23 protein-coding genes are annotated in these 22,181 nt (G+C 44.1%); 14 read left to right on the top strand and 9 right to left on the bottom strand.

All coding sequences use genetic code 11. The features are described 5' to 3' along the window. The 6 genes from ABIO93_RS12025 to ABIO93_RS12000 form a co-directional block, all read right to left on the bottom strand. A partial coding sequence (locus tag ABIO93_RS12025; RefSeq protein WP_348067862.1) for an HlyD family efflux transporter periplasmic adaptor subunit occupies positions 1-719 on the bottom strand: 719 nt, incomplete at its 3' end. 166 nt (positions 720-885) lie between these two features. Next, positions 886-1,161 carry a YtxH domain-containing protein gene (locus ABIO93_RS12020; RefSeq protein WP_348067860.1) on the bottom strand — a complete coding sequence of 92 codons (276 nt, stop codon included), beginning with the start codon at positions 1,159-1,161 and terminating at the stop codon, positions 886-888. 166 nt (positions 1,162-1,327) lie between these two features. Next, positions 1,328-1,888 (bottom strand): AraC family transcriptional regulator, encoded by a 561-nt coding sequence (locus tag ABIO93_RS12015; protein WP_348067858.1) that lies wholly within the window; start codon positions 1,886-1,888, stop codon positions 1,328-1,330. Positions 1,889-2,182: 294 nt separating this feature from the next. Further along, positions 2,183-2,473 (bottom strand): BON domain-containing protein, encoded by a 291-nt coding sequence (locus tag ABIO93_RS12010; protein ID WP_348067856.1) that lies wholly within the window; start codon positions 2,471-2,473, stop codon positions 2,183-2,185. Between the two features lie 103 nt (positions 2,474-2,576). Further along, positions 2,577-2,858 (bottom strand): hypothetical protein, encoded by a 282-nt coding sequence (locus ABIO93_RS12005; RefSeq protein WP_348067854.1) that lies wholly within the window; start codon positions 2,856-2,858, stop codon positions 2,577-2,579. A gap of 106 nt (positions 2,859-2,964) precedes the next feature. After that, the gene (locus ABIO93_RS12000; RefSeq protein ID WP_348067852.1) at positions 2,965-3,525 is read right to left on the bottom strand and encodes an AraC family transcriptional regulator; all 561 of its coding nucleotides are present in this window, start codon (positions 3,523-3,525) and stop codon (positions 2,965-2,967) included. 305 nt (positions 3,526-3,830) lie between these two features. Between ABIO93_RS12000 and ABIO93_RS11995 the strand changes: the two genes are divergently transcribed. Beyond that, complete coding sequence (locus ABIO93_RS11995; protein WP_348067850.1) at positions 3,831-4,406, top strand: porin family protein; 576 nt, start codon at positions 3,831-3,833, stop codon at positions 4,404-4,406. A gap of 96 nt (positions 4,407-4,502) precedes the next feature. On the opposite strand, the gene ABIO93_RS11990 is transcribed toward ABIO93_RS11995, so the two are convergent. Together ABIO93_RS11990 and ABIO93_RS11985 are read right to left on the bottom strand one after the other, a co-directional pair. Further along, positions 4,503-5,246 (bottom strand): YoaK family protein, encoded by a 744-nt coding sequence (locus ABIO93_RS11990; RefSeq protein WP_348067848.1) that lies wholly within the window; start codon positions 5,244-5,246, stop codon positions 4,503-4,505. Positions 5,247-5,324: 78 nt separating this feature from the next. After that, positions 5,325-6,005: a HAMP domain-containing sensor histidine kinase gene (locus ABIO93_RS11985; RefSeq protein WP_348067846.1), complete on the bottom strand. Its 681-nt coding sequence runs from the start codon at positions 6,003-6,005 to the stop codon at positions 5,325-5,327. Between the two features lie 267 nt (positions 6,006-6,272). On the opposite strand from ABIO93_RS11985, the gene ABIO93_RS11980 reads away from it, so the two are divergent. The 5 genes from ABIO93_RS11980 (at position 6,273) to ABIO93_RS11960 (ending at position 10,172) form a co-directional block, all read left to right on the top strand. Next, positions 6,273-7,397 carry a hypothetical protein gene (locus ABIO93_RS11980; protein ID WP_348067844.1) on the top strand — a complete coding sequence of 375 codons (1,125 nt, stop codon included), beginning with the start codon at positions 6,273-6,275 and terminating at the stop codon, positions 7,395-7,397. A 42-nt stretch (positions 7,398-7,439) separates the two neighbouring features. Further along, a complete protein-coding gene (locus ABIO93_RS11975; protein ID WP_348067842.1) occupies positions 7,440-7,895 on the top strand; it encodes a hypothetical protein in 456 nt (151 codons plus the stop codon). A gap of 167 nt (positions 7,896-8,062) precedes the next feature. Continuing rightward, positions 8,063-8,722, top strand: coding sequence for a BON domain-containing protein (locus ABIO93_RS11970; RefSeq protein ID WP_348067840.1), 660 nt, complete (start codon positions 8,063-8,065; stop codon positions 8,720-8,722). 71 nt (positions 8,723-8,793) lie between these two features. Next, positions 8,794-9,207, top strand: a complete 414-nt coding sequence (locus ABIO93_RS11965) for a heme-binding protein (RefSeq protein ID WP_348067838.1) — start codon at positions 8,794-8,796, stop codon at positions 9,205-9,207. A gap of 287 nt (positions 9,208-9,494) precedes the next feature. After that, entirely contained in the window at positions 9,495-10,172 is a 678-nt protein-coding gene (locus ABIO93_RS11960) for a BON domain-containing protein (RefSeq protein ID WP_348067837.1), read from the top strand. A 198-nt stretch (positions 10,173-10,370) separates the two neighbouring features. On the opposite strand, the gene ABIO93_RS11955 is transcribed toward ABIO93_RS11960, so the two are convergent. Next, positions 10,371-10,736, bottom strand: a complete 366-nt coding sequence (locus ABIO93_RS11955; RefSeq protein WP_348067835.1) for a cupin domain-containing protein — start codon at positions 10,734-10,736, stop codon at positions 10,371-10,373. Positions 10,737-11,157: 421 nt separating this feature from the next. On the opposite strand from ABIO93_RS11955, the gene ABIO93_RS11950 reads away from it, so the two are divergent. The 8 genes from ABIO93_RS11950 to ABIO93_RS11915 form a co-directional block, all read left to right on the top strand. Next, positions 11,158-12,924: an HAD-IC family P-type ATPase gene (locus ABIO93_RS11950; protein ID WP_348067833.1), complete on the top strand. Its 1,767-nt coding sequence runs from the start codon at positions 11,158-11,160 to the stop codon at positions 12,922-12,924. A 35-nt stretch (positions 12,925-12,959) separates the two neighbouring features. Continuing rightward, positions 12,960-15,509 carry a magnesium-translocating P-type ATPase gene (gene mgtA, locus ABIO93_RS11945; RefSeq protein ID WP_348067831.1) on the top strand — a complete coding sequence of 850 codons (2,550 nt, stop codon included), beginning with the start codon at positions 12,960-12,962 and terminating at the stop codon, positions 15,507-15,509. 349 nt (positions 15,510-15,858) lie between these two features. Then, positions 15,859-16,542: a response regulator transcription factor gene (locus ABIO93_RS11940; RefSeq protein WP_348067829.1), complete on the top strand. Its 684-nt coding sequence runs from the start codon at positions 15,859-15,861 to the stop codon at positions 16,540-16,542. After that, a complete protein-coding gene (locus ABIO93_RS11935) occupies positions 16,539-17,912 on the top strand; it encodes a HAMP domain-containing sensor histidine kinase (RefSeq protein WP_348067827.1) in 1,374 nt (457 codons plus the stop codon). Before ABIO93_RS11940 ends, ABIO93_RS11935 begins: the two co-directional genes overlap by 4 nt. Positions 17,913-18,199: 287 nt before the next feature. After that, positions 18,200-18,640 carry a Rieske 2Fe-2S domain-containing protein gene (locus tag ABIO93_RS11930; protein WP_348067825.1) on the top strand — a complete coding sequence of 147 codons (441 nt, stop codon included), beginning with the start codon at positions 18,200-18,202 and terminating at the stop codon, positions 18,638-18,640. 12 nt (positions 18,641-18,652) lie between these two features. Then, a complete protein-coding gene (locus tag ABIO93_RS11925) occupies positions 18,653-19,567 on the top strand; it encodes a DUF5777 family beta-barrel protein (RefSeq protein ID WP_348067823.1) in 915 nt (304 codons plus the stop codon). Next, positions 19,557-20,117, top strand: a complete 561-nt coding sequence (locus tag ABIO93_RS11920) for a YceI family protein (protein ID WP_348067821.1) — start codon at positions 19,557-19,559, stop codon at positions 20,115-20,117. Before ABIO93_RS11925 ends, ABIO93_RS11920 begins: the two co-directional genes overlap by 11 nt. 41 nt (positions 20,118-20,158) lie before the next feature. Then, positions 20,159-22,181, top strand: a 2,023-nt coding sequence (locus ABIO93_RS11915) for a CusA/CzcA family heavy metal efflux RND transporter (protein ID WP_348067819.1), incomplete at its 3' end; no start/stop codon positions are given.

Below are 22,181 nucleotides of genomic sequence, written 5' to 3'. Positions count from 1 at the left end.
TCCATCGTGAGCAGCATTTTTTGCCCCACCTTTATTCTTGTAATATCATATTCGTCGATCTGCAATTCCAATAAAAAATCATTTGCATCTCCTACCAGCGCAACGGGGTTTAAAGTATTGACCATCTCGCCTGCTTCTTTCAAAATATCATACACCTTTCCGTCCCGCTGGCTTCTGACGGTATAATCTCCTGATGTAGTTTTTGATATTTCCAGTGTCTTACGTGATTGTTTCTGCTGGAAACGGATTTGCTTTTGCAGCTCTGCAAAGCGGAGTTTTGCGGTTTGCAGTGCGTTTGCCGAACTGGTATAAGCAAGCTGTCGCGCATCCAGGTCATTGCGCGTGCCCACTCTTTGAGCCCAGAGGTTTCTCTGCCTTTGCATTAGGGAAAGGTCGTTGTCCAGCTTTGTTTTGGCAAGTCCGATCGCTATCGACAATTCATCAAACTTTTCTTTGTTGGCAACGGATGAGGAATACTGCGCATTCAGTAATGCATTTTCGGTGTTTAATTTGGCCGTAGTATTTGTGATAAGCATCAACGGCGTTCCTTTGGAAACGATGTCTCCTTTGCTGACTAAAACCCTGCTCAGAATGCCAGAGGTAGCAGCGTAAACCTGATACTGATTTTTACTTTTTACGATACCCGAGGCATACACCGATTCAGTGACAGGTTCCAGGGAAGGTTTTAGCTTTTGCGGATCTTTTTTACAACTTGTCAATATAACTACAATGCAAAAGAGCGCATGATGTATGCTTATGCCTTGTCTGGCGTGTGCAGTATGATTTTTGGTTTTAAGCCGCATCCTGAATTTTTCTTAATACTGCGCTACCTATGTCGGTTTGAGAAAAGAAACCACAGTTTCCTAAGCAGTATGATATGTTTGGCTAAATGATGATTTCATTTTTTTGGTCCGTATCTGCCCATTGGTGCGTACCATCAGGAGCTTTGATGGATACCCCAGTCAAAATTTCATCAAGTTTTGTTTTCACATTACAGACAATACGGTTATAACCAATAATTTCCTCTTCAAGGAAGTCTTCTGCTTTCTGTTGTATTCTTTTTCTGGTCTGCAAACCTTTGTCAGGGGCACATAATAACCCGATTGCAAGCCCAGCTGAGCTGGCAAGCAGCATGCCGAATAATACTTTTCCGATTCCCATAATATTTAGATTTTAAGAAGATGTGCGATGGAAAGACAACTAACTATTGTCTATAAACGTAAATCCTGATTTTGCTCGAACCTATGTTTAGTCTTTGTAAGACGCATAAAGTTGCGATGACTTTACGCCGGAAGTCTTATACATAAAATGTCAGAAGTTACACTTTTCACGTGTTTTCCAAATTATTCCACCTTTTTTGACTTTGATGCATGTAGGTGGATGGAGATAGGCCTGTTACTTTCTTAAATTGGTTCGAAAGATGGGAGACGCTGCTGTAATGTAGTTTGTAGGAGATTTCTGTCAGGTTAAGTTCCTTGTATTGAAGTAGTTCCTTGACCCTCTCGATTTTGTGGTTGATTATAAAATGCTGTATATCAATTCCCTTAACCTCGGAAAATAAATTTGATAAATAGGTATAGTCATAACCGACCTTATTGCTGATGTAGTCGGAATAGTTGTTCTTGGGGAGATGATCGGTGTAATGAACGAGTTCAATGATCACATTTTTTATTTTTTCGATTAAGATGCTTCGTTTATCTTCCAGCAGTTCCAGTCCGGAGCCATGCAAGTTATCCATCAGGCATTTACGCTGGGTTACTGTTATTTTTTTTGACAATTGGACCACACCCAGGTCAATTTTTTTGAACTCCAGTCCCAGGTTTGCAAGTTCTGCCTGAACCCTGTTTTTACAGCGCAAACTGACCATGTTTTTAATGTAGAGTACCATAATATTCAAATTCAGAAGGTGGTTGTAAATTACTATGTCGGGTGCTTCCGGCCGCTTGAACCGGAGATTTTGAACTTATACGAAAGGTAAGTGCATATACGGCCCTAAAAGCTGACTTTCGTCATACTCCATTGTGATCGTAGTTACAATGCGGGTTTTGGATACTGATAGTAATTGTTTTGTTCTTCTCTTGGGCTATTTAATGCAAAAAAAGGAAGTAATAATAATTACCTCCTTTTCCTGAACAGGATTTTAAGAATGTATTTCAGGCAAAAAATATCCGGCGGGTTTTCATTATTGAGCGTTTTCATTGTGATAAGTGAGGTAGTTGATCACCGCCCTGATGCCGAAAATATCCCTGATGCACTGCTGGGCAGCAATTCTTTCGTGTTGCAGATGCACAGTTCCTTCTAAGAATACGAGGCGATCGGCTACGCGGACACTGATTTTTTCGCAGTTAATAAATGCGTTGGCTTGCAGGGCATTTATTACTTTTTCTTTCAGGTTGTTATCCGTTTCAAGTCTGGCAGCTTCGGAATCATAGTCGGGCTGCAAGGATTTTTTGGCTTCTTTGGGTTTTGTCATGATTCAGCACGTCGGGTGGGTGAGGTGTTTGAAGCGTAGAATCGCACCGGCCCGTCTGTCAGTGGCAATCAGGTCGGGATCAAGAAACCGGACAGCCTTTCGGTCAGGCCAGTTCGACGTTGTTTTTAAGCAGCGTGGCAACGGTAAGTGATCTTTCGGCACGTCTGGCCTCTTTGAGCTGCTTTTTCATTTCAAATGCAAACAACTTATTTTCTTTCGACAGCTTCTTTTTCGCTATGTGCATGAAATCTTCATAGAGCTTTTTTGCCGCTTTCCTGATCACATTTTCCTGTTTTGAAGTGTCGGCGTTATTTTCATCGATTTTCAAATTTGCATTAAGTGCCTGGATGATTTTAGTAACACGCTGCAGTTTTTCTGGTTTCATGATGTTTTAAATCTAAGATGGTCCGGTTTCATAAGAATCTGGTTTGCAAAGGTCTGTTTAATAGGGGCTTTAAAACTTACACAAGTGCCAGAAGTTCTTACACATCTTACATATTTTCCAGATTGTCGTTTCTTTTCATTTTAAGCTTTTTAAAGTAGGACGGTGACAAACCGGTAATTTTTTTGAATTGGTTAGACAAATGCGATACGCTGCTGTAATGCAGTCTGTAAGCTATCTCAGTTAAATTGAGCTCTTCATATAGCAACAATTCCTTTACCTTTTCAATTTTGTGAAGGATGATGAACTGTTGAATGTTTATTCCTTTTACCTCCGAAAAAGTGTTTGAAAGGTATGTGTAGTCATAGCCTAGTTTTTCACTGATGTAATCCGAGTAGTTGGTTACAGGCAGTTCTTCGGCATAATGGACCATTTCTATGATTACCGACTTTATTTTTTCTATCAGAATGCCTCTTTTGTCATCCAGTAGTTCAAGCCCAGACCTGAGCAGGTTTTTTTTGAGTTCGTCATGCTGCTCTTGGGTAATATCTTCAAGTATCTCAACGGTTCCCAGATCAACGATAACGTAGTGAAGTCCTAATTTGACCAATTCTTCTTTCACCAGCATTTTGCATCGCAAGCTGACCATGTATTTGATGTACAGTATCATAGTGATATGTGGAGGTAATTTTATTAGTGAAAAATTGCAAAAATCCATTTGCCAATCTGTGATCGATGCAACTAATGAAAATTTATGTATAACACTTACCAGGTTTAAACCCGCAAGCTTTGTGATAGTACAACATTAGCCACCACAACCGTGCCAATTGCTGTTTTCTAACTCGTAAATGTTTTTTATTCAATGAATTACGAGTCGTCAACGCGGCAGGCAGTAGACAGCCAGGTGGAGCGAAGTTCTTACTTGACCGTTACACGTGTAAGGGCAAATCAATTTTTATTAAACCGAATAACAAGATGAAAAAATTACTATTTACCGTGGTGCTGTTCACATTGGGCACATTCTCTTTTGCCCAGACATTTAGTTTTGGACCGAAGGCCGGCATCAATGTCAGCAATTACTCAGGTGGAGATATTAACTCAGATGCAAAAGTGGGTTACCACTTAGGAGGCATGTTGAATTTCGGTTTCGGAGCAATTTTCTCGATTCAACCCGAGGTGCTATTTTCTACCCAGGGAGCCAAGGTTGAAAGCGCTGGAAGCAAGAAGGATTTTAAGATCAATTATCTGAATATTCCGATCATGCTAAAATTCAGGATAGCCAATGGATTTTATATTGAAGCTGGGCCTCAGGCTGGTTTCAGGCTCTCCGAAAGTATACCGGACCAGCCAATTAACAACTTTGCAAAGAACCTGGATGTATCTGCAGGTGCAGGGCTGGGGTACCAATCCGATGCAGGGATTGGGGTAGGGGTTCGTTACATGGCGGGATTGTCGAAGGTAGGAGACTTTTCAGGAGGAGAAATTAGCCCGGACTTCAAAAACAGTGTTATTCAGGCCAGCGTGTTTTGGGTGATACCGATTATTAAGTAGCAGACGCATTTTGGGGAAAATTGGGGTAAGCCTGATTTTCCCCTTTGACCTGTTTATTGGATTCCGCAACCTCATTGCAGTGCGCTGCGCCTGATACTACCTGCTATCCCGTCTAAGAACTTTTGAAGTTGTTCGATAGTAGCGCTTTACATTAATTCTGAATATATCGTATAGTAGCGCAAATGTCAAAATTGCAACCGGAGCAAAAAACGATTTAAATCCAATGCTATCAAACAGATAAGCACCGGCTACCGCTCCTGACATGAAGGAGCAGATGATAAAGAGCCTGAGTTTTATCTTCGAAAGAATACCTTTACGGTCATTAATTTTGGTGTTTACCAGTTGCGCCAGTTCAATGCCCAGATCCGTAAATGTACCCGTAAGATGCGTGGTTCTTACCACTGAACCAGAAACCATTGAAACCAGTGCATTTTGCAGCCCCATTGCAAAGAGCAGGCTGCCTGCAAAGACCATTTTGGATAGGATGGTCCCATCATATTGGGATCCATGGACTGCAGAATAGAAAAGGATGGTAGTTTCGATCAGGATCGGGATGGAATACGAGAAACGTGGATAAGCGCCCAAAAGAGACAGGAATATTCCGGATGTAAAAGCACCGGCAAGAAATAGCAGCATCCATAAAAAGATGACCTGTGCATTTTGCCAGTTTTGTTGCGCAATACCTTCTGCCAGCAGTGCAGCATGGCCAGTGATGTTTGTAGTAAGGACAGAGAATCCTAAAAACCCTTCGGCATTAACAAACCCGGCCGTAAGACCGAGCAGGGTGGCCAATTTCAGATCATGATTTGGCGTACGATGCGATCCGGAATGCCTGAACATGATTCACTTACGGTAAATGGCCTTAATAATTCTTTAGTTGCGTTTTTTAAGAATTTCTTCTGAGGCGGGATGAGATTTTTAACTTCTATCAAATAGCAGGAAAAACTGGGTACCCGATCCTAGCTGTGATTCTACATGCACTTTCACATCATTGGATTCAAGAATATTGTAGGTTGCAGCCAATCCGATTCCCATGCCACCGGGCTTATTCGTAAAACCGCTTTGAAAGATGTTTTTCAGGGTTTTTTCGCTGATGCCACATCCGTTATCCTCAATCTTAACAATGTATTTTCCTGCAATCGGCATTGTAATTAGTTTCAATTCTCCCAGTTGTGAGTCCATTGCTTCAATGGCATTAACAATGATATTGGTGAGGGCAATCTTCATTTTCGGGCGGTTTAAAGCGATAATATAGTCAACTGGATCGTATTCTTTGTACACCTTGACATTTTTCAGCGAAATCCTGTCCTTCGCCATTTCTACCACTTCATCAAGCAGGTGATGCACAGACTGGTTCGCCACTTGCGTTTCATCCACGCTGCGGTTTTTGATCATATCGTTGACCAGATTGTTAATTCTGTCCGTGCTGCGTTTGATGATATCGACATAAACTTTCAGGTCATCACCTTTACAATCCGCGAGCATCAGCTCCAAAGACAGATCGATTGTGGCCAATGGATTACGTATTTCATGTGCCAGCGTGGCTGTGAAATCGCAAACTGATGGAGCGTCGAATAATGGATTAAATGGATTATTCATTTGATGAGCATTTTTAGCCTGATCCTATCATCAAAGTTGAGAGATCTGGAAGCGGAAAATTTACATGGGAGTAGCTAATAGTTGCATGAATCACAGGTTTGACAACCACAGGCTAGCGCCGGGTTTTTTCCTCACGTTTTCCCTGTCCCTCAGGCAGGTAAAGCGTGAAATGTGTAAGAATAAGGCAGCAGCATACAACACTTAGCCTTTCGGTAACTGCAACTTTTGCAACCTGTGACAGCATTGGTTCACAGTTAACAACCTGTTATGCGAAAAATATTGATGAACCGAAAGAAATTCATATCCCTTGCAGCAGGAACCGTTGCGTTGGCAGGGGTTACCGGTTATTCTCTCAGTGATAAAAGCAATTATATCAGGTCTGATCGTACTGACCAGCCGGGAGGAACGGCGTTGACCCTGGATGAAAGAGCGATATTATACCTGGCTTCGCTGGCCCCAAGCGGACACAATACGCAGCCTTGGTTTGTGAAGTATATCGAACCTTATCACTGGATCATTGGCAACGATAAAACCAAATGGCTCAATGGTGTTGACCCAACGCAACGCGAAACCATGTTATCCATTGGGGCTTTTTTGCAAAATCTGGAATATGCAGCCGGAAACCTGGGTTATGATTGTGATTTTGTTTTATTGGCTGCAACCAACGAGGAAGAAAGTGTGGTGGAGGTCAGGTTGGCAAAATCAACGGTCCAGGTGTATGATATTGAGAAAATAAAGCAGCGCAGGACCGTACGGTCGCACTATGGTAATGAGGTATTAAAAAATGACGACGTCAAATTCCTGATCGGTACCGATGCAGAATATATTCATTTTATACCCAATACCTCCAAACAGTGCCACTGGCTCAGTGAACAAACCATTGAAGCCAACCGGATACAATCTTACCGCGATGAAGCGCAGAAGGAATTATCGGAATGGATCCGTTTTTCAAGTAGAGATGCAGAAAAATACCGCGACGGACTTACCACGGCAGGGATGGAAATTGAAGGGATCGCTGGCTGGTTTCTACGGAACTTCTATGACAAAGCAGATGTGATGAAAAAGACATTCCGCGAGCAGAGCATCGACAAAGTCAGAAATCAGGTGGCCCACGCTGCCGGATGGCTATTGATCACCAGTAATGACGATTCTGTTGCTTCGCTGCTTGAAGCGGGCAGGCGGATGGAGCGGCTATTTCTGAATGTCAGGGAAAAAAACATCGCCCTGCATCCGATGACTCAGCTATTGGAAGAAGCTGTCACGCGTCAAAAACTTGTCAGTTCCATGGGAATGGGCCAGCCGGTCCAGTTTATTTTAAGGACCGGCTATTTGAAGGCTTATCCTGAGCCGGTATCGCTCAGGCGTCCGGTCGAGCGCTTTTTCCGCGGTTAACCAGATAGCTCAACGACTTTTCATGCACTTACAACCAAAACAATGAAGCCATTAACTACACGAAATATTATTATTTCACTCTTGGGTTTCCTTGGCCTGGGAGCAATATTTGGCGGAGGCGTATTGATCCTTTCTCCAACTGGTGCGCTAATTGGGATGCCGTTATCAATGCTGGCATCATCTGGGTTTCAAACCTTTCTGATTCCCGGAATTCTCTTGTTTTTTGTACTTGGCGTATTTCCGTTTTTATTGATTTATGCCTTACTACAAAAGGTGAACAGCCCGTTTGCTGACCGGTTAAATATCTTCGAAGATATGAGCTGGCAGTGGAGCTTTGTTATCTATCAGGCGTTTGCGGTAATTATCTGGATCCAGGTTGAAATGGTCCTGCTTCATGCCGTGCATTGGCTGCATACCTTTTACATGTGTTTTGCAATCGTGATTCTAATTGTGGCGCTGTTGCCGCAGAGCAGAGATTTGTACAAAAAGCACAACTAGGTCAAAATGAAAAAAGGGCCTTTCCACAGTATAGTAAGCCAACTTGATGTACGCCAGCATAGGATTAATATGTGATTGATGCAACTCTTGCTAGCTGATGTATAACTTTTTGTTGGGCCAAATCGCTCCCTTTGTGCAGTTAATTTATAACCATAAATACGCAAATTATGAAAACCAATGAAGAATTGCAGAAGGATGTACAGTATGCCATTAAATGGGAACCTTTACTTCATGCAGCGGAAATAGGTGTGATGGCGGAAGACGGGATCATCACGCTAACAGGATCGGTCGACAACTACGCCAAAAAATCCGAAGCGGAGAAAGCAGCAAAAAACGTAGCGGGTGTGAAAGCGGTTATTGAAAAAATTGAAATCAAATATGGCAACTTCGGTAAAAAAGATGACAGCGACGTGGCCAGAGAGATTATCAACGCTTTCCAATGGAACTGGGAGATTCCTGACGAAAAAGTAAAGGTTAAAGTGGAAGACGGATGGGTGACCCTGGATGGAGAGGTTGAGTGGAACTATCAAAAAGTAGCGGCAAAAAAAGCTGTTACAGGTCTTTTGGGCGTTCTTGGCGTAACAGATAGCCTGATTGTTAAGTCAGAAATCAAAGACAGCATCGAAAAAAGAGACATAGAAAAGGCGATTGAAAGAAATGCTTCGATTGATGACGATGAGGTAAAGATTAAAGTTTCGGGAAGCATGGTCACTTTAAGCGGGACCGTTCATTCACTGTACCAGAAGGATGAGTGCGGCCGTATCGCCTGGAATGCGCCGGGCGTGGAAGCCGTTAAAAACGAACTGGAAATCGACTATGCTTATTAAGTGATAGGGAAAGAAGCGGGCTGTATTTTATAGCGCGCTTCTTATTTCTGGTACATTAACTTCATAAGGTGATGAAAACACGCATTATCATTATTTTAATCTTCATTGGTTTTTTTATGGCGTTTCAACTGTACCTGGGCATTTTTCGTAGTAGCCCGGTACAATCAAACTACAAGGTTGTCCGTGCCTATGACGAATTTGAAATCAGGTCTTATACACCACTTACAGGTTCCGTAAATAACTTGGTTGCGGTATTGAAATTTGGCGGATACGCATCTCCGCGGGTCGTCCAATTTTACAACGATAAATTGGAAACCATCCTGTTTCAAAACGCAATCTCGCAATCGGGTGATTTTCATTGTTTGCAATATAACTCTCCATATCAGATCGTTGGAAGAAGCAATGAGATTCTGGTTGGTATTGGAGCAATGCACAATTTAGTAGCTGGATCGACCACCAATTCTGCGATTGATGTCACTTTTTGACAGGCCTGTTTAACACTTGACATCAAGGATAAACCAATCTCTAAATGGTTGTGAAAACGAGCCATGGAAAATAAAATTTCAGGAAAACTATGGAGAAAAAAGCGCTGTATGGTTTTGCGTATAGGGAATATAGTGATGTATTCATTGGAAGAGAAAAGGGGCCATCCGCAAAACAATAATTGAAAGCAGTGATTGATGCAACTCTTAGCCTTAAGAATGTAAGTTATCAGCCGCGCGTTGACTGACCTTTACCCTGGTAATAACACTATTGCCAATAAAATGAAGAAATGATGAAAACCAATGAAGATTTGCAGAAAGACGTTCAGGATGCTATCAAATGGGAACCGTTGTTGAGGGCTGCCGAAATAGGAGTTACAGCCAAAGACGGCATTGTTACACTTTCCGGAACCGTTGATAGTTACGCCAAAAAATCGGAAGCGGAGGCAGCTGCAAAAAAGGTTACGGGCGTAAAAGTTGTGGTTGAAGAAATTGAGATCAAAACATATAGCAACCTTTATAACCGGGACGATAACGATCTGGCCAATGAAGTTTTAAATGCTTATAAATGGAACTGGGAAATCCCCAACGACAAAGTGACTGTAAAAGTTGAAAATGGCTGGATTACGCTTGAAGGTGAATTTAACTGGAATTACCAGCGAGAAGCAGCTGAAAGGATCGTTAAAAAACTGGCAGGCGTGAAAGGCATATCCAACCTGATCTCAATCAAATCTGAAACACATGATGAGATTGAGAAAATGGGAATAGAAAGTGCATTGGCAAGGAACTGGTCTATTAAAGAACAGGATATTCATGTCAAGGTGGATGGCACAAAGGTGACCCTAACGGGCGATGTTGATTCCTGGTATCAGAAAGAAGAGGCAGGTCGTGTCGCCTGGAATGCTCCCGGGGTTGTGACAGTAAACAATGAGCTTGTAGTGGAATACGATTATTCGCTTGTAGACTAAACTGAAGGCGGGAGGGGAAACCCTCTCGCTTTAAAAATGAAAGACCTCTGCCCTTTAACATCAGCCGTTATATTTTACAATAAATATAGTTTCTGGGGATGCACATCTTCCGGAGGATTATTGCCAGGTTCATAGCAGATAGTACTGCATCGGAAGGTAGGGTATCCCAACTTACATGACGCCCGGCACTGTTTTAGTTCATTCATACCCGCTTTTGATCACCGTCGAAATCATTTTGAATTGTTCTTCTGCGGAAATAGAACTTGATTTATGAGCAGGAATAATGATCCCTTCACCGAGTTTGAGTTTGTGGATTTTTCCGTCTATAGTTATATCGGCTGCCCCGTCGATAATCTGAATATAGGTGTCAAACGCGGAATACTTTTGGGCCAATTCTTCGCCGGCTGCAAAGGACGACACGGTAATGTTTCCGGTTGACTTTTTTATGATGGTGCGACTTACCACGGCGTGGGGGATATATTCGATGATTTCAACAATGATATGTGCCTTTTCTTTCTCCATTTCCGAGCCACGCTCCCGATCACTTTTGTCTTTGCTATTCATGAGTTTGAATTAAGCTGGAATATTGATTATCCATCCTGACATATCGAAGCCTGCGAGGTTTAATCCGGTCAAGCTATTAGTTCAATTCAGGTTTTAATAAAGGTCAGATTGTTTTTGTGGGCATTGTTGCGAAAGCGCTAAGGAAAGTTGCATATATCACTGATCTGCATTTGACGGGGACCATTTCAAGACAAGGATTTTTGAAATAAACCCCGCAACATCTGTCCGGCGGATGCCATTTGAAAAACCGTGATTCATGCAACTTTTATTCTGTTTGGTATAAGACATAAGGCCATTTATATATCGTCTTTTACAATAAGGTAATGAACCGAAAGGGCTGCTGTCCTAATGCCGAAGAAAACAACGGTCACCAAGCAGAGGTCGTGAGATTGACAAAGTGACCAAAACAGAACAACACAAGATGGAACATTCCATGCATCAAATGCACGACATGGGCGGAGCGGATCACCATAGGATGATGATTGCGGATTTTAAAAAGCGCTTTTATGTCATTTTGGCACTTACGGTACCCATAGCAGCGCTCTCTTCAATGATTCAGCAGTTTTTGGGAGTAAATTGGCAGTTTGCGGGTTCATCTTATATCCTGTGCGGATTGTCAACCGTGGTCTTTTTTTACGGAGGCTGGCCATTTTTAAAAGGACTGGTCACTGAGCTGAAAGCAAAAAATCCGGGCATGATGACCCTGATCGGGTTTGCGATTACGGTGTCATATCTGTACAGTACGGCCACGGTATTTGGCCTAAATGGTATGGACTTTTACTGGGAGCTGGCAACGCTGATATTAGTGATGCTGCTGGGTCATTGGATTGAAATGAAGTCCATTGCCGGTGCCTCAAAAGAGCTCGAATTACTGGTACGGCTGATGCCCTCCGATGCCCATAAGGTAGTCGGCTATAGGGTGGAGGAAGTAAAAACGGATACCCTTAAGCAGTACGATATTATTCTTGTAAAGCCCGGTGAAAGGATCGCGGCCGATGGTTTGGTTTCAGAAGGTGAAAGTTATCTGAACGAATCCATGCTGACCGGGGAATCGAAACCGGTCAAAAGGATAAGTGGGGATAAGGTGATCGCAGGTTCTATCAACGGGAATGGTGCAATCAAAGTAACGGTGTCCCATGCAGCCAAAGATTCGTATCTGTCCAAGGTGATCAAGCTCGTCCATGATGCGCAAAAAGCCAAATCACAGACGCAGCTGCTTGCCGACAACAGATCGGCATTTGAAAATGCGCGGAAAATTACAACCGTTGTATTTGATAAGACAGGCACGCTCACGATTGGCAAATTCGAGGTTTCAAAAGTGGTTTCACTCAAAAAGGAAATAGTTGAAAATGAGATCATTAGATTGTCCGCATCATTGGAGCAAAAATCCGAGCATCCCATTGCCACCGGTATTTTACAAAAAGCAAAAGATCTTTCCCTTAACATGCCGGCTGCCGAGAATTTCAACGCTATTACCGGACAGGGAATTCAGGCAATGGTCGAGGGCAAAAGCGTGCAGGTTGTTAGTCCGGGGTATCTCAGAGAACATAACATGACGGTGAAAGACCTGGAAACCAACGATACCGAAACCGTTGTGTATCTGATAATCGACAACGAATTAACAGGATATATTGCTCTTTCTGATCAGATCAGGCCGGAATCAGCAGCCGCTATCCGAACATTGAAAGCAAATAATATCAGGTCTGTTTTATTGACTGGTGATAATGAGAAGGTTGCCAAAAGTGTGAGCGAGACCCTGGTTATGGACAGCTTCACAGCCGAAGTATTGCCCGAGCAGAAGCTTGAAAAAATAAAGGAACTGCAAAAAAGCGGTGCGTTTGTTGCCATGACAGGGGATGGTGTAAATGATGCGCCCGCTTTGGCACAGGCCAATATTGGTATTGCCGTAGGAAGCGGCAGTGATATTGCCGCAGAAACTGCTGGCATTGTGTTGGTAAACAGTAATCCGAAAGACATTGTCAGCCTTATTTTATTTGGTAAAGCAACGCACCGCAAAATGATCCAGAATTTAATCTGGGCCACGGCATACAACATTGTTGCCTTGCCTTTGGCTGCCGGCGTGCTCTACCGCTGGGGAATTTTGTTAAATCCTGCGGTCGGTGCTGCGTTGATGGCTGTCAGTACCATTATAGTTGCAATAAATGCAAGTATGTTAAAAGTAAAATAGGCTGGTTGGTCTGATTTTGATCATCATCATTTAAAATGAAAAATACAGGTAGCGAAAATAGGGAGGTTGCGTTCTGGTCAATGGATCCGAACACGGCGTTCAAACAGGTCAACTCCACACCGACCGGGCTGGGGGAGAAAGACATTGACCAGCGCAAAAGACAATACGGAGCCAATAGCATCGCATCGGCAGACCATCAAACCGATTTTTTGCTGTTTCTCAACCAGTTCAAAAGTCCGATCACCATTATCCTGCTGCTTGCCGCTGCATTATCCTATTTTTTGCGTGATCAAACCAATGCGGTAATCATTTTTGTCATTGTACTGATCAGTAGCAGTCTGGGTTTTTGGCAGGAAAGGGCTGCCGGAAGCGCGGTTGCCCGGCTTTTGGCCATGGTGCGGATTACAGCGGCTGTGGTACGAGATCAGATCGAAAAGGAAATCCCGATAGAAGATATCGTTCCGGGTGATGTGGTGAAACTTGATGCAGGAGACGTGGTACCTGCAGACTGCCTGATTATTGAGTCAAATGAATTATTTGTAGATGAAGCGGCTTTTACCGGCGAGACTTTTCCGGTTGATAAGATGCCGGGAATTTTACCTGCTGAAACAGTTTTGGCAAAACGTTCGAATGCAGTTTTTATGGGCACTCATGTCGTAAGTGGCTCGGCTCGTGTACTGGTGATGTTTACCGGAAGCTCCACTGGGTTTGGACACATTAGCCAGAGCTTGAAAAGTAGGGATCCTTTGACAGAGTTTGAAATCGGTATTAAGAAGTTTGGTTACCTGCTGATGCAGATTACCATGTTCTTGGTCATTGTGATTTTTGGAATCAATGTTTTCCTTCACAAACCTGTACTGGATTCATTTTTGTTTACCCTGGCCATTGCTGTTGGACTTACACCGCAGCTGCTGCCTGCGATCATTACGGTAAACTTGTCGCAGGGTGCCAGGAAAATGGCAAAGAAAAACGTCATTGTCAAAAGGTTGAGCTCCATCGAGAATTTTGGCAGTATGGATGTTTTGTGCTCAGATAAGACGGGAACACTAACAGAAGGTAAGGTCAAAGTTTATCAGGCAACGGACTGTTTTGGCGTGGGGAGCCTGAAAATCATGATGCTTGCCAAAGTGAATGCTGGGTTACAGCAGGGATTTAAAAATCCAGTCGATGAAGCGATTTCCGGAGTTGATATTCCCGGTTTCAAGCTGGCGCAGCGGCTGGATGAAATTCCATACGATTTCAACAGGAAAAGACTGACTTTGCTGGTAGCGATGGCGGGTTTCGTTCAGATGGTGACAAAAGGTGCTGTAAACCAGGTGCTTGCGGTTTGCAGCCAGGCTGAGAACGAAAAGGGAGAAAAAGTACCATTAGCATCCCTTATGGAAGAAATTAATAAGCATTACCAAAGTTTTAGTGCATTAGGTTACCGCACGCTTGGCGTTGCATACAGGAACTGGGAAAACAACGGCCCGATTCATAAGGCGGATGAAAATAACATGGTTTTTGCCGGCTTTGTGACCTTGTTCGACCCACCAAAAGCAGGAATTAGTGAAACGATTACAAATCTTTCTAACCTTGGCATACGCCTGAAAGTCATTACCGGGGATAATTTGCTTGTGGCCAAAAGTATGGCTGATAAAATTGGAATCAAGGATGCGATCCTGCTTTCGGGCGAGAATCTCAGGCACATGAGTGACGATGCTTTACGGCATCAGGTACTGAAAACGGATATTTTTGCGGAAGCAGAACCAAATCAGAAAGAACGTATTATTCTTGCTTTGAAGAAAGCTGGGAAAGTGGTCGGTTACATGGGCGATGGTATTAACGACGCGTCGGCATTACATGCCGCGGATGTGGGGATTTCTGTCAATAGCGCAGTGGATGTTGCCAAAGAGGCGGCTGATATCGTGCTGTTAGATCAGGACTTAAACGTTCTTATCGAAGGCATAAAAGAGGGCCGTCGCACCTTTGCCAATACCCAGAAATATATTTTCATGGCCACCAGTGCCAACTTTGGCAATATGTTCAGCATGGCTGGCGCGTCATTGTTTTTATCATTTTTACCACTCCTGCCAAAGCAAATATTGCTGACGAATCTGATCACCGATTTTCCGGCTATGACGATCGCCTCCGACACTGTAGATGAGGAATGGATCAAGAAGCCAAGGAAGTGGGATATCGCATTCATCAAGCGGTTTATGATTGTTTTTGGTATTTTAAGCTCAGTTTTTGATTATCTGACGTTCGGTGTTCTTCTCTACTATTTCAAAGCAGGGGAGACCGAATTCCAAACCGGCTGGTTTATCGAATCAGTCGTATCTGCCTCTCTGATTGTTTTGGTGGTACGATCACGGAAGCCATTTTTTAAGAGCCAACCCGGAAAATATCTATTAGGTGCAACAGTACTGGTTGCTTTGGTCGCCCTTATTATTCCATGGCTCCCCATCGCAGCCAACCTGGGATTCGCGCCAGTGCCATTCAGGTTCTACATCGTTTTATTGGGTATTGTTACCGTGTATTTATTTAGTGCTGAAATACTGAAACATTGGTTTTATAAAAGGCTGGGAGAGGGAAAGGTCAGATGAAGTACATACCTTATGAGCCAAATCGCTGCTAACAAATCAGAGACCGATCTGCGCCCCGGGCAATTGAATTACAGCTTTTCAGAGACCGGTAGGAGCTAAGGTGATTTTGCGAGGAATAGGTGTTAGCCATTCCAAACGTCCGGTACCTAGAGAATTGATTACCAATCAAGGCTGTAATACTTATCTGATATTAAATGCAAGATGACTATCAGATATATGGAAAACATTTTTTAAGACAATCTTAAGAAATCTTTAAGATTGTTTATAGACTTGTGCCCCTTATTTTGCAGCTATGGTTAGTGTCAATTCACTTACATTTACGTCTGGCGAAAAAAGTAAATTAGGTCCTATGAGAATCCTGATAATCGAAGATGAAAAAGGTATACTGAGTTTTCTTCAGCAGGGGTTAGAGGAAGAATCGTATGCAGTGGATTCTGCATTGGAAGGAAAAAAAGGCCTGGATATGGCGCTTACCGGAGATTATGACCTGCTGTTGATAGACTGGATGCTTCCTGGCAAAAGCGGTGTAGAGATCTGTCGGGAATTCAGAAAACATTTTGCCAAGACACCGGTGATATTTCTTACTGCCCGCGATACCGTTCAGGATACTATTTTCGGGCTGCAAGCCGGAGCCAATGATTACATCAAAAAGCCTTTCAGTTTTGATGAGCTTCTCGAGAGGATCAAAGTACAGCTGCGGCCTGCCAGCGGCGAACAGGCGGAATTTACACTTGGCCCCATCCGCATCGATACACAGTCGCACCAGGTATTTAAAGGAGAGGAAGAAATAAAGCTTACGCAAAAGGAATTTGGCTTGCTTGAATTTTTATTAAGAAACAAAGGGAAAGTTTGTCGCCGGACACGAATCATTGAAAGCGTTTGGGACATTCATTTTGAGTATAATACAGGCGTAATTGATGTGTATATCAACTCATTGAGAAAAAAGCTCAAACTGGCCAAAGAGGAAGATTACATTCAGACAGTCCGCGGGATGGGCTACATCGCAAAAGAGATCGCGCAACCCATATCATGATCAGTTCCTATAAAAATAAGATCGCTTCCAACTTCACGCTAAGCACGGCGCTTTTGGTGGCCGTCATTTTTTTTGTGATTTATTACGTCGTCAGTCTTGCGGTTTTTAATGGTCTGCGAAAAGATATCACATTCGAAGCTGACAAACATTTTTATGAGGTCGGTATCAAGGATAGTGCACCCTACATTGCTGATAAGGCCGAGTGGTTTGAAAGAGAGCATCGGGAGCTGGAAGTCAATCCGGTATTTGTACAAATTACAGATCAAAACGGGGTTGTCATTGAGAAATCCCCTAACCTGAAACAAGATGCGTTGACGGCGGATCTATCTCAAAAAGACAAAGTTTTTTTTCGAAGTAAATTGAAAGGGCTTTCTATTGCGCAAATTCAGGTAGCACTGAAAGAAAGCGATAAACTGGCTGGTTATCTGGTCGTTGCCATTCCAATAGCAGAGTCGGAGCGGGTTTTGGGCACGCTTAAAAATGTGCTGCTGATTGCTTTTCCGATCGTGCTGCTGGTGTTGTTTTTTGTGACAAGGCTCATTGCGGGCAAAAGCATACAGCCCGTACTGAGCGTCATTGACACTGCCGGAAAAATAACCAATCAAAACCTGACAGCCCGCATACCACTGCCGCCGGGCAAAGACGAACTTGGTAAGTTGGTGGTCACCATCAATGACCTGCTGGACCGGATCGCAAATGCAGTGGCGCGTGAAAAGCAATTTACTTCAGATGCGTCGCATGAATTGCGGACCCCGCTCGCAGTGATTAAAGGAACACTGGAAGTATTGATACGTAAGCCGCGGTCGGCTCAGGAGTATGTTGACAAGGTCGCTTACTGTATCAAAGAAATCGACAGGATCAGCTACCTGGTGGATCAGCTACTGCTTCTGGCCAGATTTGAAAGCCAGAAAAAGGCATTGGACGCTCAGATCATTGATCTTTCAGAATTGTCAGCAACAATCCTGCAAAGACAACAGGTCCACATTCTCAACAAAGGACTTTCCGTCGAGATGAAAAGCGGAGAGCACTGTGACGTATATAGTGATCCGTATATGGTCGATATTATTGTAGAGAATTTGATTTCAAATGCCATCAAATACTCTACCCCAAACGAAAGCATTACGATACAGATCACAAAGCTGAATACAGAAATTGTTTATTCTGTCATCGATCAGGGCATCGGGATCGCCGTAGATGAGATCCCGAAAATCCAAGAACCGTTTTATCGCTCCAATCCCTTGGAACACCCGCACATTAAAGGAAACGGGCTTGGACTTTCTATTGTCAAGAGAATGTGCCAGCTACTGGGGATCGGGTTCAGCATAAATAGTCAGCCCGGGGCAGGGACGACAGCTTCGTTGTCTTTTTGATCTTGTTGGTTTAAAGTGAATTGTGCTGCTCAGCGGGATAACTGTGATCTATACAACTTAACATCCATCACGTGCAACTTTTTTTTAGCGTTCACAGGTAGCTTTGCACAGGTACAAAATCGGGTCCAGAATTGACTACCACGGAATTGGTATCATGGTTTGTCACAGGAAAATGGGTCCGGATTATCAAATCTTAAGCGAACCTTAAGAAAATCTTGAGGAAACGCTAAGGCAGCAAAACCTAAATTTGTGATGTCTTTCAGACAATAAATTAATGATCCAAAGTTATGAGCCTCGTAAAGAACGCTGACAATATTAACCGCCACGAGTTTTTAAAGAAACTGGGCTTTGCAGGATCGGCACTGGCAGCCGTCTATTTTGCAGGCCACCTTCAATCCTGCACCAATGACCGGGTGAGCCCGGAGCCTACCAACCTGACCCTGGACCTGACAGATCCGGCCAATTCGGCCCTGAAATCCAACGGGGGGTATGTAATCAAAGACGGCGTCGTGATCGCCAGAAGCAATACAGGCGCATACATTGCTGCTACGCTTACATGCAGCCATGAGGGCAAAAACGAAATCATGTATCAGACAGATCATTTTTACTGCACCGCACACGGCGCCAAATATGACAATGCGGGAAAAGGGTTGAACAGCGAAGGGAAAAAAGGGATCAGGGTGTACACTACAAGCCTGATAGACAGTATTTTGACCATCACGGCCTAACCATTGATCAGGATGAAAATATACTTAGCTATCGCATTAGCCATGATCAGTTCATGCGCCTTCGCACAGGAGGATCTGTTAAAAGAGCTCGACCAGGTCCAGGATTCAGCAACCAATTACAGCGCGGCCACCTTCAAAGGCACCCGGATCATCAACGGGCATTCTGTGGAGACGGTCGGGAAAAACAATATGGACTTTATCATTTCTCACCGGTTTGGCGCAGTCAACTCGGGAGCGAATAATTTCTTCGGGCTGGACGAATCTCAGATCCGGCTGGCTTTGGAATATGGCTTAACGGACCGTCTGATGGTCGGTATCGGCAGGAGCAGTTACCAGAAAACCATTGATGTCTTTGCCAAATACCGCTTGTTAAGACAGTCTTCGGGATTCAAAAACGTGCCGGTGTCTGTTACCCTGTTTGCCAGCGATGCAAATAATTCCAGTACTTCCTCGACAGACCTTCCATTTTACACGATTGCTCAGCGGCAGACTTACACTTTTCAGGCGTTGATTGCCCGCAAGTTTAGCGAAAAACTTTCCCTGCAATTGACACCCACGGTCATGCACCGGAACCTTGCAGAGAACCAGATAGACGCCAATAACCTTTACGCATTGGGAATGGGCGGCCGCTATAAGCTGACCAAACGGACTTCGTTTAATGTCGAATACTGGTACACGCCGAAAACCGTCACTGGTACCACCCAAAGAGACCCGAAGTTCACCAATACGCTCTCACTTGGTTTTGATATTGAGACCGGCGGCCACGTGTTCCAGCTGCACCTGACGAATTCAAGGGGGATGATCGAAAAACAGTTTATCGGACAAACAACCGGAAAATGGAGCAGCGGCGATATTTTCTATGGCTTTAATGTGTCGCGGACATTCAGTTTTGACAAAAGCAAAAAAAGCAAACCCAGTGGATACTAAAACATTTAAAATCATGCTGGCGCTAATGATCAGCCAGCTCTTAGCCATTACCTGCTACGGTCAATTGTATATGACCAAGGCGGGTGAAACGAGTTTTTTCTCGGAAACGCCACTCGAAAATATTGCGGCAGTCAACAAACAGGTTTTGGTGATGCTGAACACAGCAAACGGTGAAATTGCCATTAAAATACAGCAGCGAAATTTTCATTTCCCAAACAAACTCATGGAAGAACACTTCAATGAAAATTACATGGAAACCGAGCAATATCCGGCAGCAGTTTTTACGGGAAAAATTAAAGAAGCGGTTGATTACAGCAAAGACGGGATTTACCCTGTCCATGCAGATGGCTCGCTGGATATGCATGGTGTAAAGCAAAACCGCAGTATCAAAGGTCAGATGTTGATCAGCGGTGGACAAATTACGCTGACATCAGATTTCGAGGTGAAGCTTGCAGACCACAAAATTGAAGTGCCGACCCTGGTGATCGCCAAGATCGCAGAGGCTATTGCGGTTAAAAACAAGTTTGTGTTGGTGCCCAAAAAGACCTGATAAAAATACTGAACCTTAACCCATGGTCGAAACGGATTGTTATGCTCAATAAAATCATTGCGTTTTCTGTAAAAAACAAGCTCATTGTGGGCTTGTTTGTATTGGCACTGGTAGGCTACGGAAGCTACGAGCTGACCCGGCTCCCTATCGATGCCGTACCGGATATTACCAACAATCAGGTGCAGGTGATCACGATTGCGCCTTCCTTTGGCGCTACCGACATCGAAAGACTGGTTACTTTTCCTATTGAGCAGGCCAATAACAATATTTCAGGTTTGAAGGAGATCCGAAGCTTTTCAAGATTCGGATTATCCCTCGTAACCATTGTTTTTGATGACAATGTTGATATTTATTGGGCAAGGCAGCAGGTTTCCGAGCGACTTTTAAAGGTACAGACTGAAATCCCGAAAGGGATCGGTACGCCGGAGCTTGGGCCGATCAGTACCGGGCTGGGCGAGATCTATCAGTATGTGGTTCGACCGAAAGAAGGGTTTGAGCACCGTTACAATGAAACTGACCTCCGTACAATTCAGGACTGGATTGTGCGCAGGCAGCTACTGGGCGTGAAGGGAGTGGCGGAAGTAAGCAGCTTCGGAGGGAAATTAAAGCAGTTTTCAATCGAGATCGACCCGCAAAAACTTTTATCATACGGCATCACGATCAATGATGTTTTTACGGCGTTAGAGAACAATAACCAGAACACCGGGGGCGCGTACATTGAAAAAGGGGCGACTGTGCTCTACATTCGCAGCGAAGGTTTGGTAGAAAACCTGGAAGACATTAAAAATATATCAGTCAAATCCTTGGCGGATGGGCAGCCCCTGTTTATCAGGGACGTAGCCGAAGTGAAAACTAGCTTTGCGACGCGTTATGGCGCAATGACCTATAATGACAAAGGGGAGGTTTCCGGTGCGGTGGTGATGATGCTGAAAGGCGCCAACAGCAGTGAAGTAATTAGAAACGTAAAAGAGCGAGTTGTCCAGATTCAGAAAACGCTGCCGGAAGGTGTTGTCATCGAACCGTTTCTGGACCGGACCAAGATGGTCAATAATGCGATTGGCACGGTTGAGAAAAACCTGCTGGAAGGCGCATTGATCGTAGTTTTTGTGCTGGTATTGTTTCTGGGGAATTTTCGGGCGGGTTTACTGGTGGCTTCGGTAATTCCGCTCGCAATGCTTTTCGCGGTGATCATGATGAACACATTTGGCGTAAGCGGAAATCTGATGAGCCTCGGCGCGCTGGATTTTGGGTTGATCGTGGATGGGGCTGTCATCATTGTGGAGGCGGTCATGCATCAAGTCACACACAATAAGAAATTTGCTGGTTTACCGCGCATTACCCAGCAGCAAATGGACGGCGAGGTCAATGGATCTGCTGATCGTATGATGAACAGCGCGGTTTTTGGCCAGGTAATTATTCTGATTGTATATTTGCCCATTTTTACACTGGAAGGAATTGAGGGGAAAATGTTCAAGCCCATGGCGCAAACCGTCGCCTTCGCATTGCTGGGCGCGTTCATTTTATCATTGACCTACATTCCGATGATGAGCACGGTCTTTCTAAGCAAGAAAATTACAACCCAGCCTGGATTTTCTGACAGGATCATGGAAAGGCTGGCAAGAAAATACCGCTACGCACTCGAAGGTGTAATCCGCCATCCCAAAATGATCCTCCTATCGGTACTGGTCCTGTTTGCATCGGCTGTTTACTTGCTGACTACGCTCGGTGGAGAATTTATTCCGGCTTTGGAAGAAGGTGATTTTGCCGTTGATACCCGCGTGCTCACCGGGAGCAGCCTGACGACGACCATTGAAAACACGCAAAAGGCAGCGCATATCCTAAAAACTCAGTTTCCGGAGGTTCTAAAAGTAGTCACCAAGATAGGAAGCGGCGAGGTACCCACCGATCCGATGCCGATGGAGGCCAGTGATATGATGGTGATTTTGAAAGATAAAAAGGACTGGACGTCCGCTAAAACTTTCCCTGAACTATCTGAAAAAATGGGGGAAGCGCTCAAAGAAGTGCCCGGCATTACGGCAGGGTTCCAGTTTCCGGTACAGATGC

The sequence above is a fragment of the Dyadobacter sp. genome (assembly GCF_039919315.1).
Classification (GTDB): domain Bacteria; phylum Bacteroidota; class Bacteroidia; order Cytophagales; family Spirosomataceae; genus Dyadobacter.
Note: the sequence above shows the minus strand (reverse complement) of the source record. Positions and strands in the feature narration are given on the sequence as shown.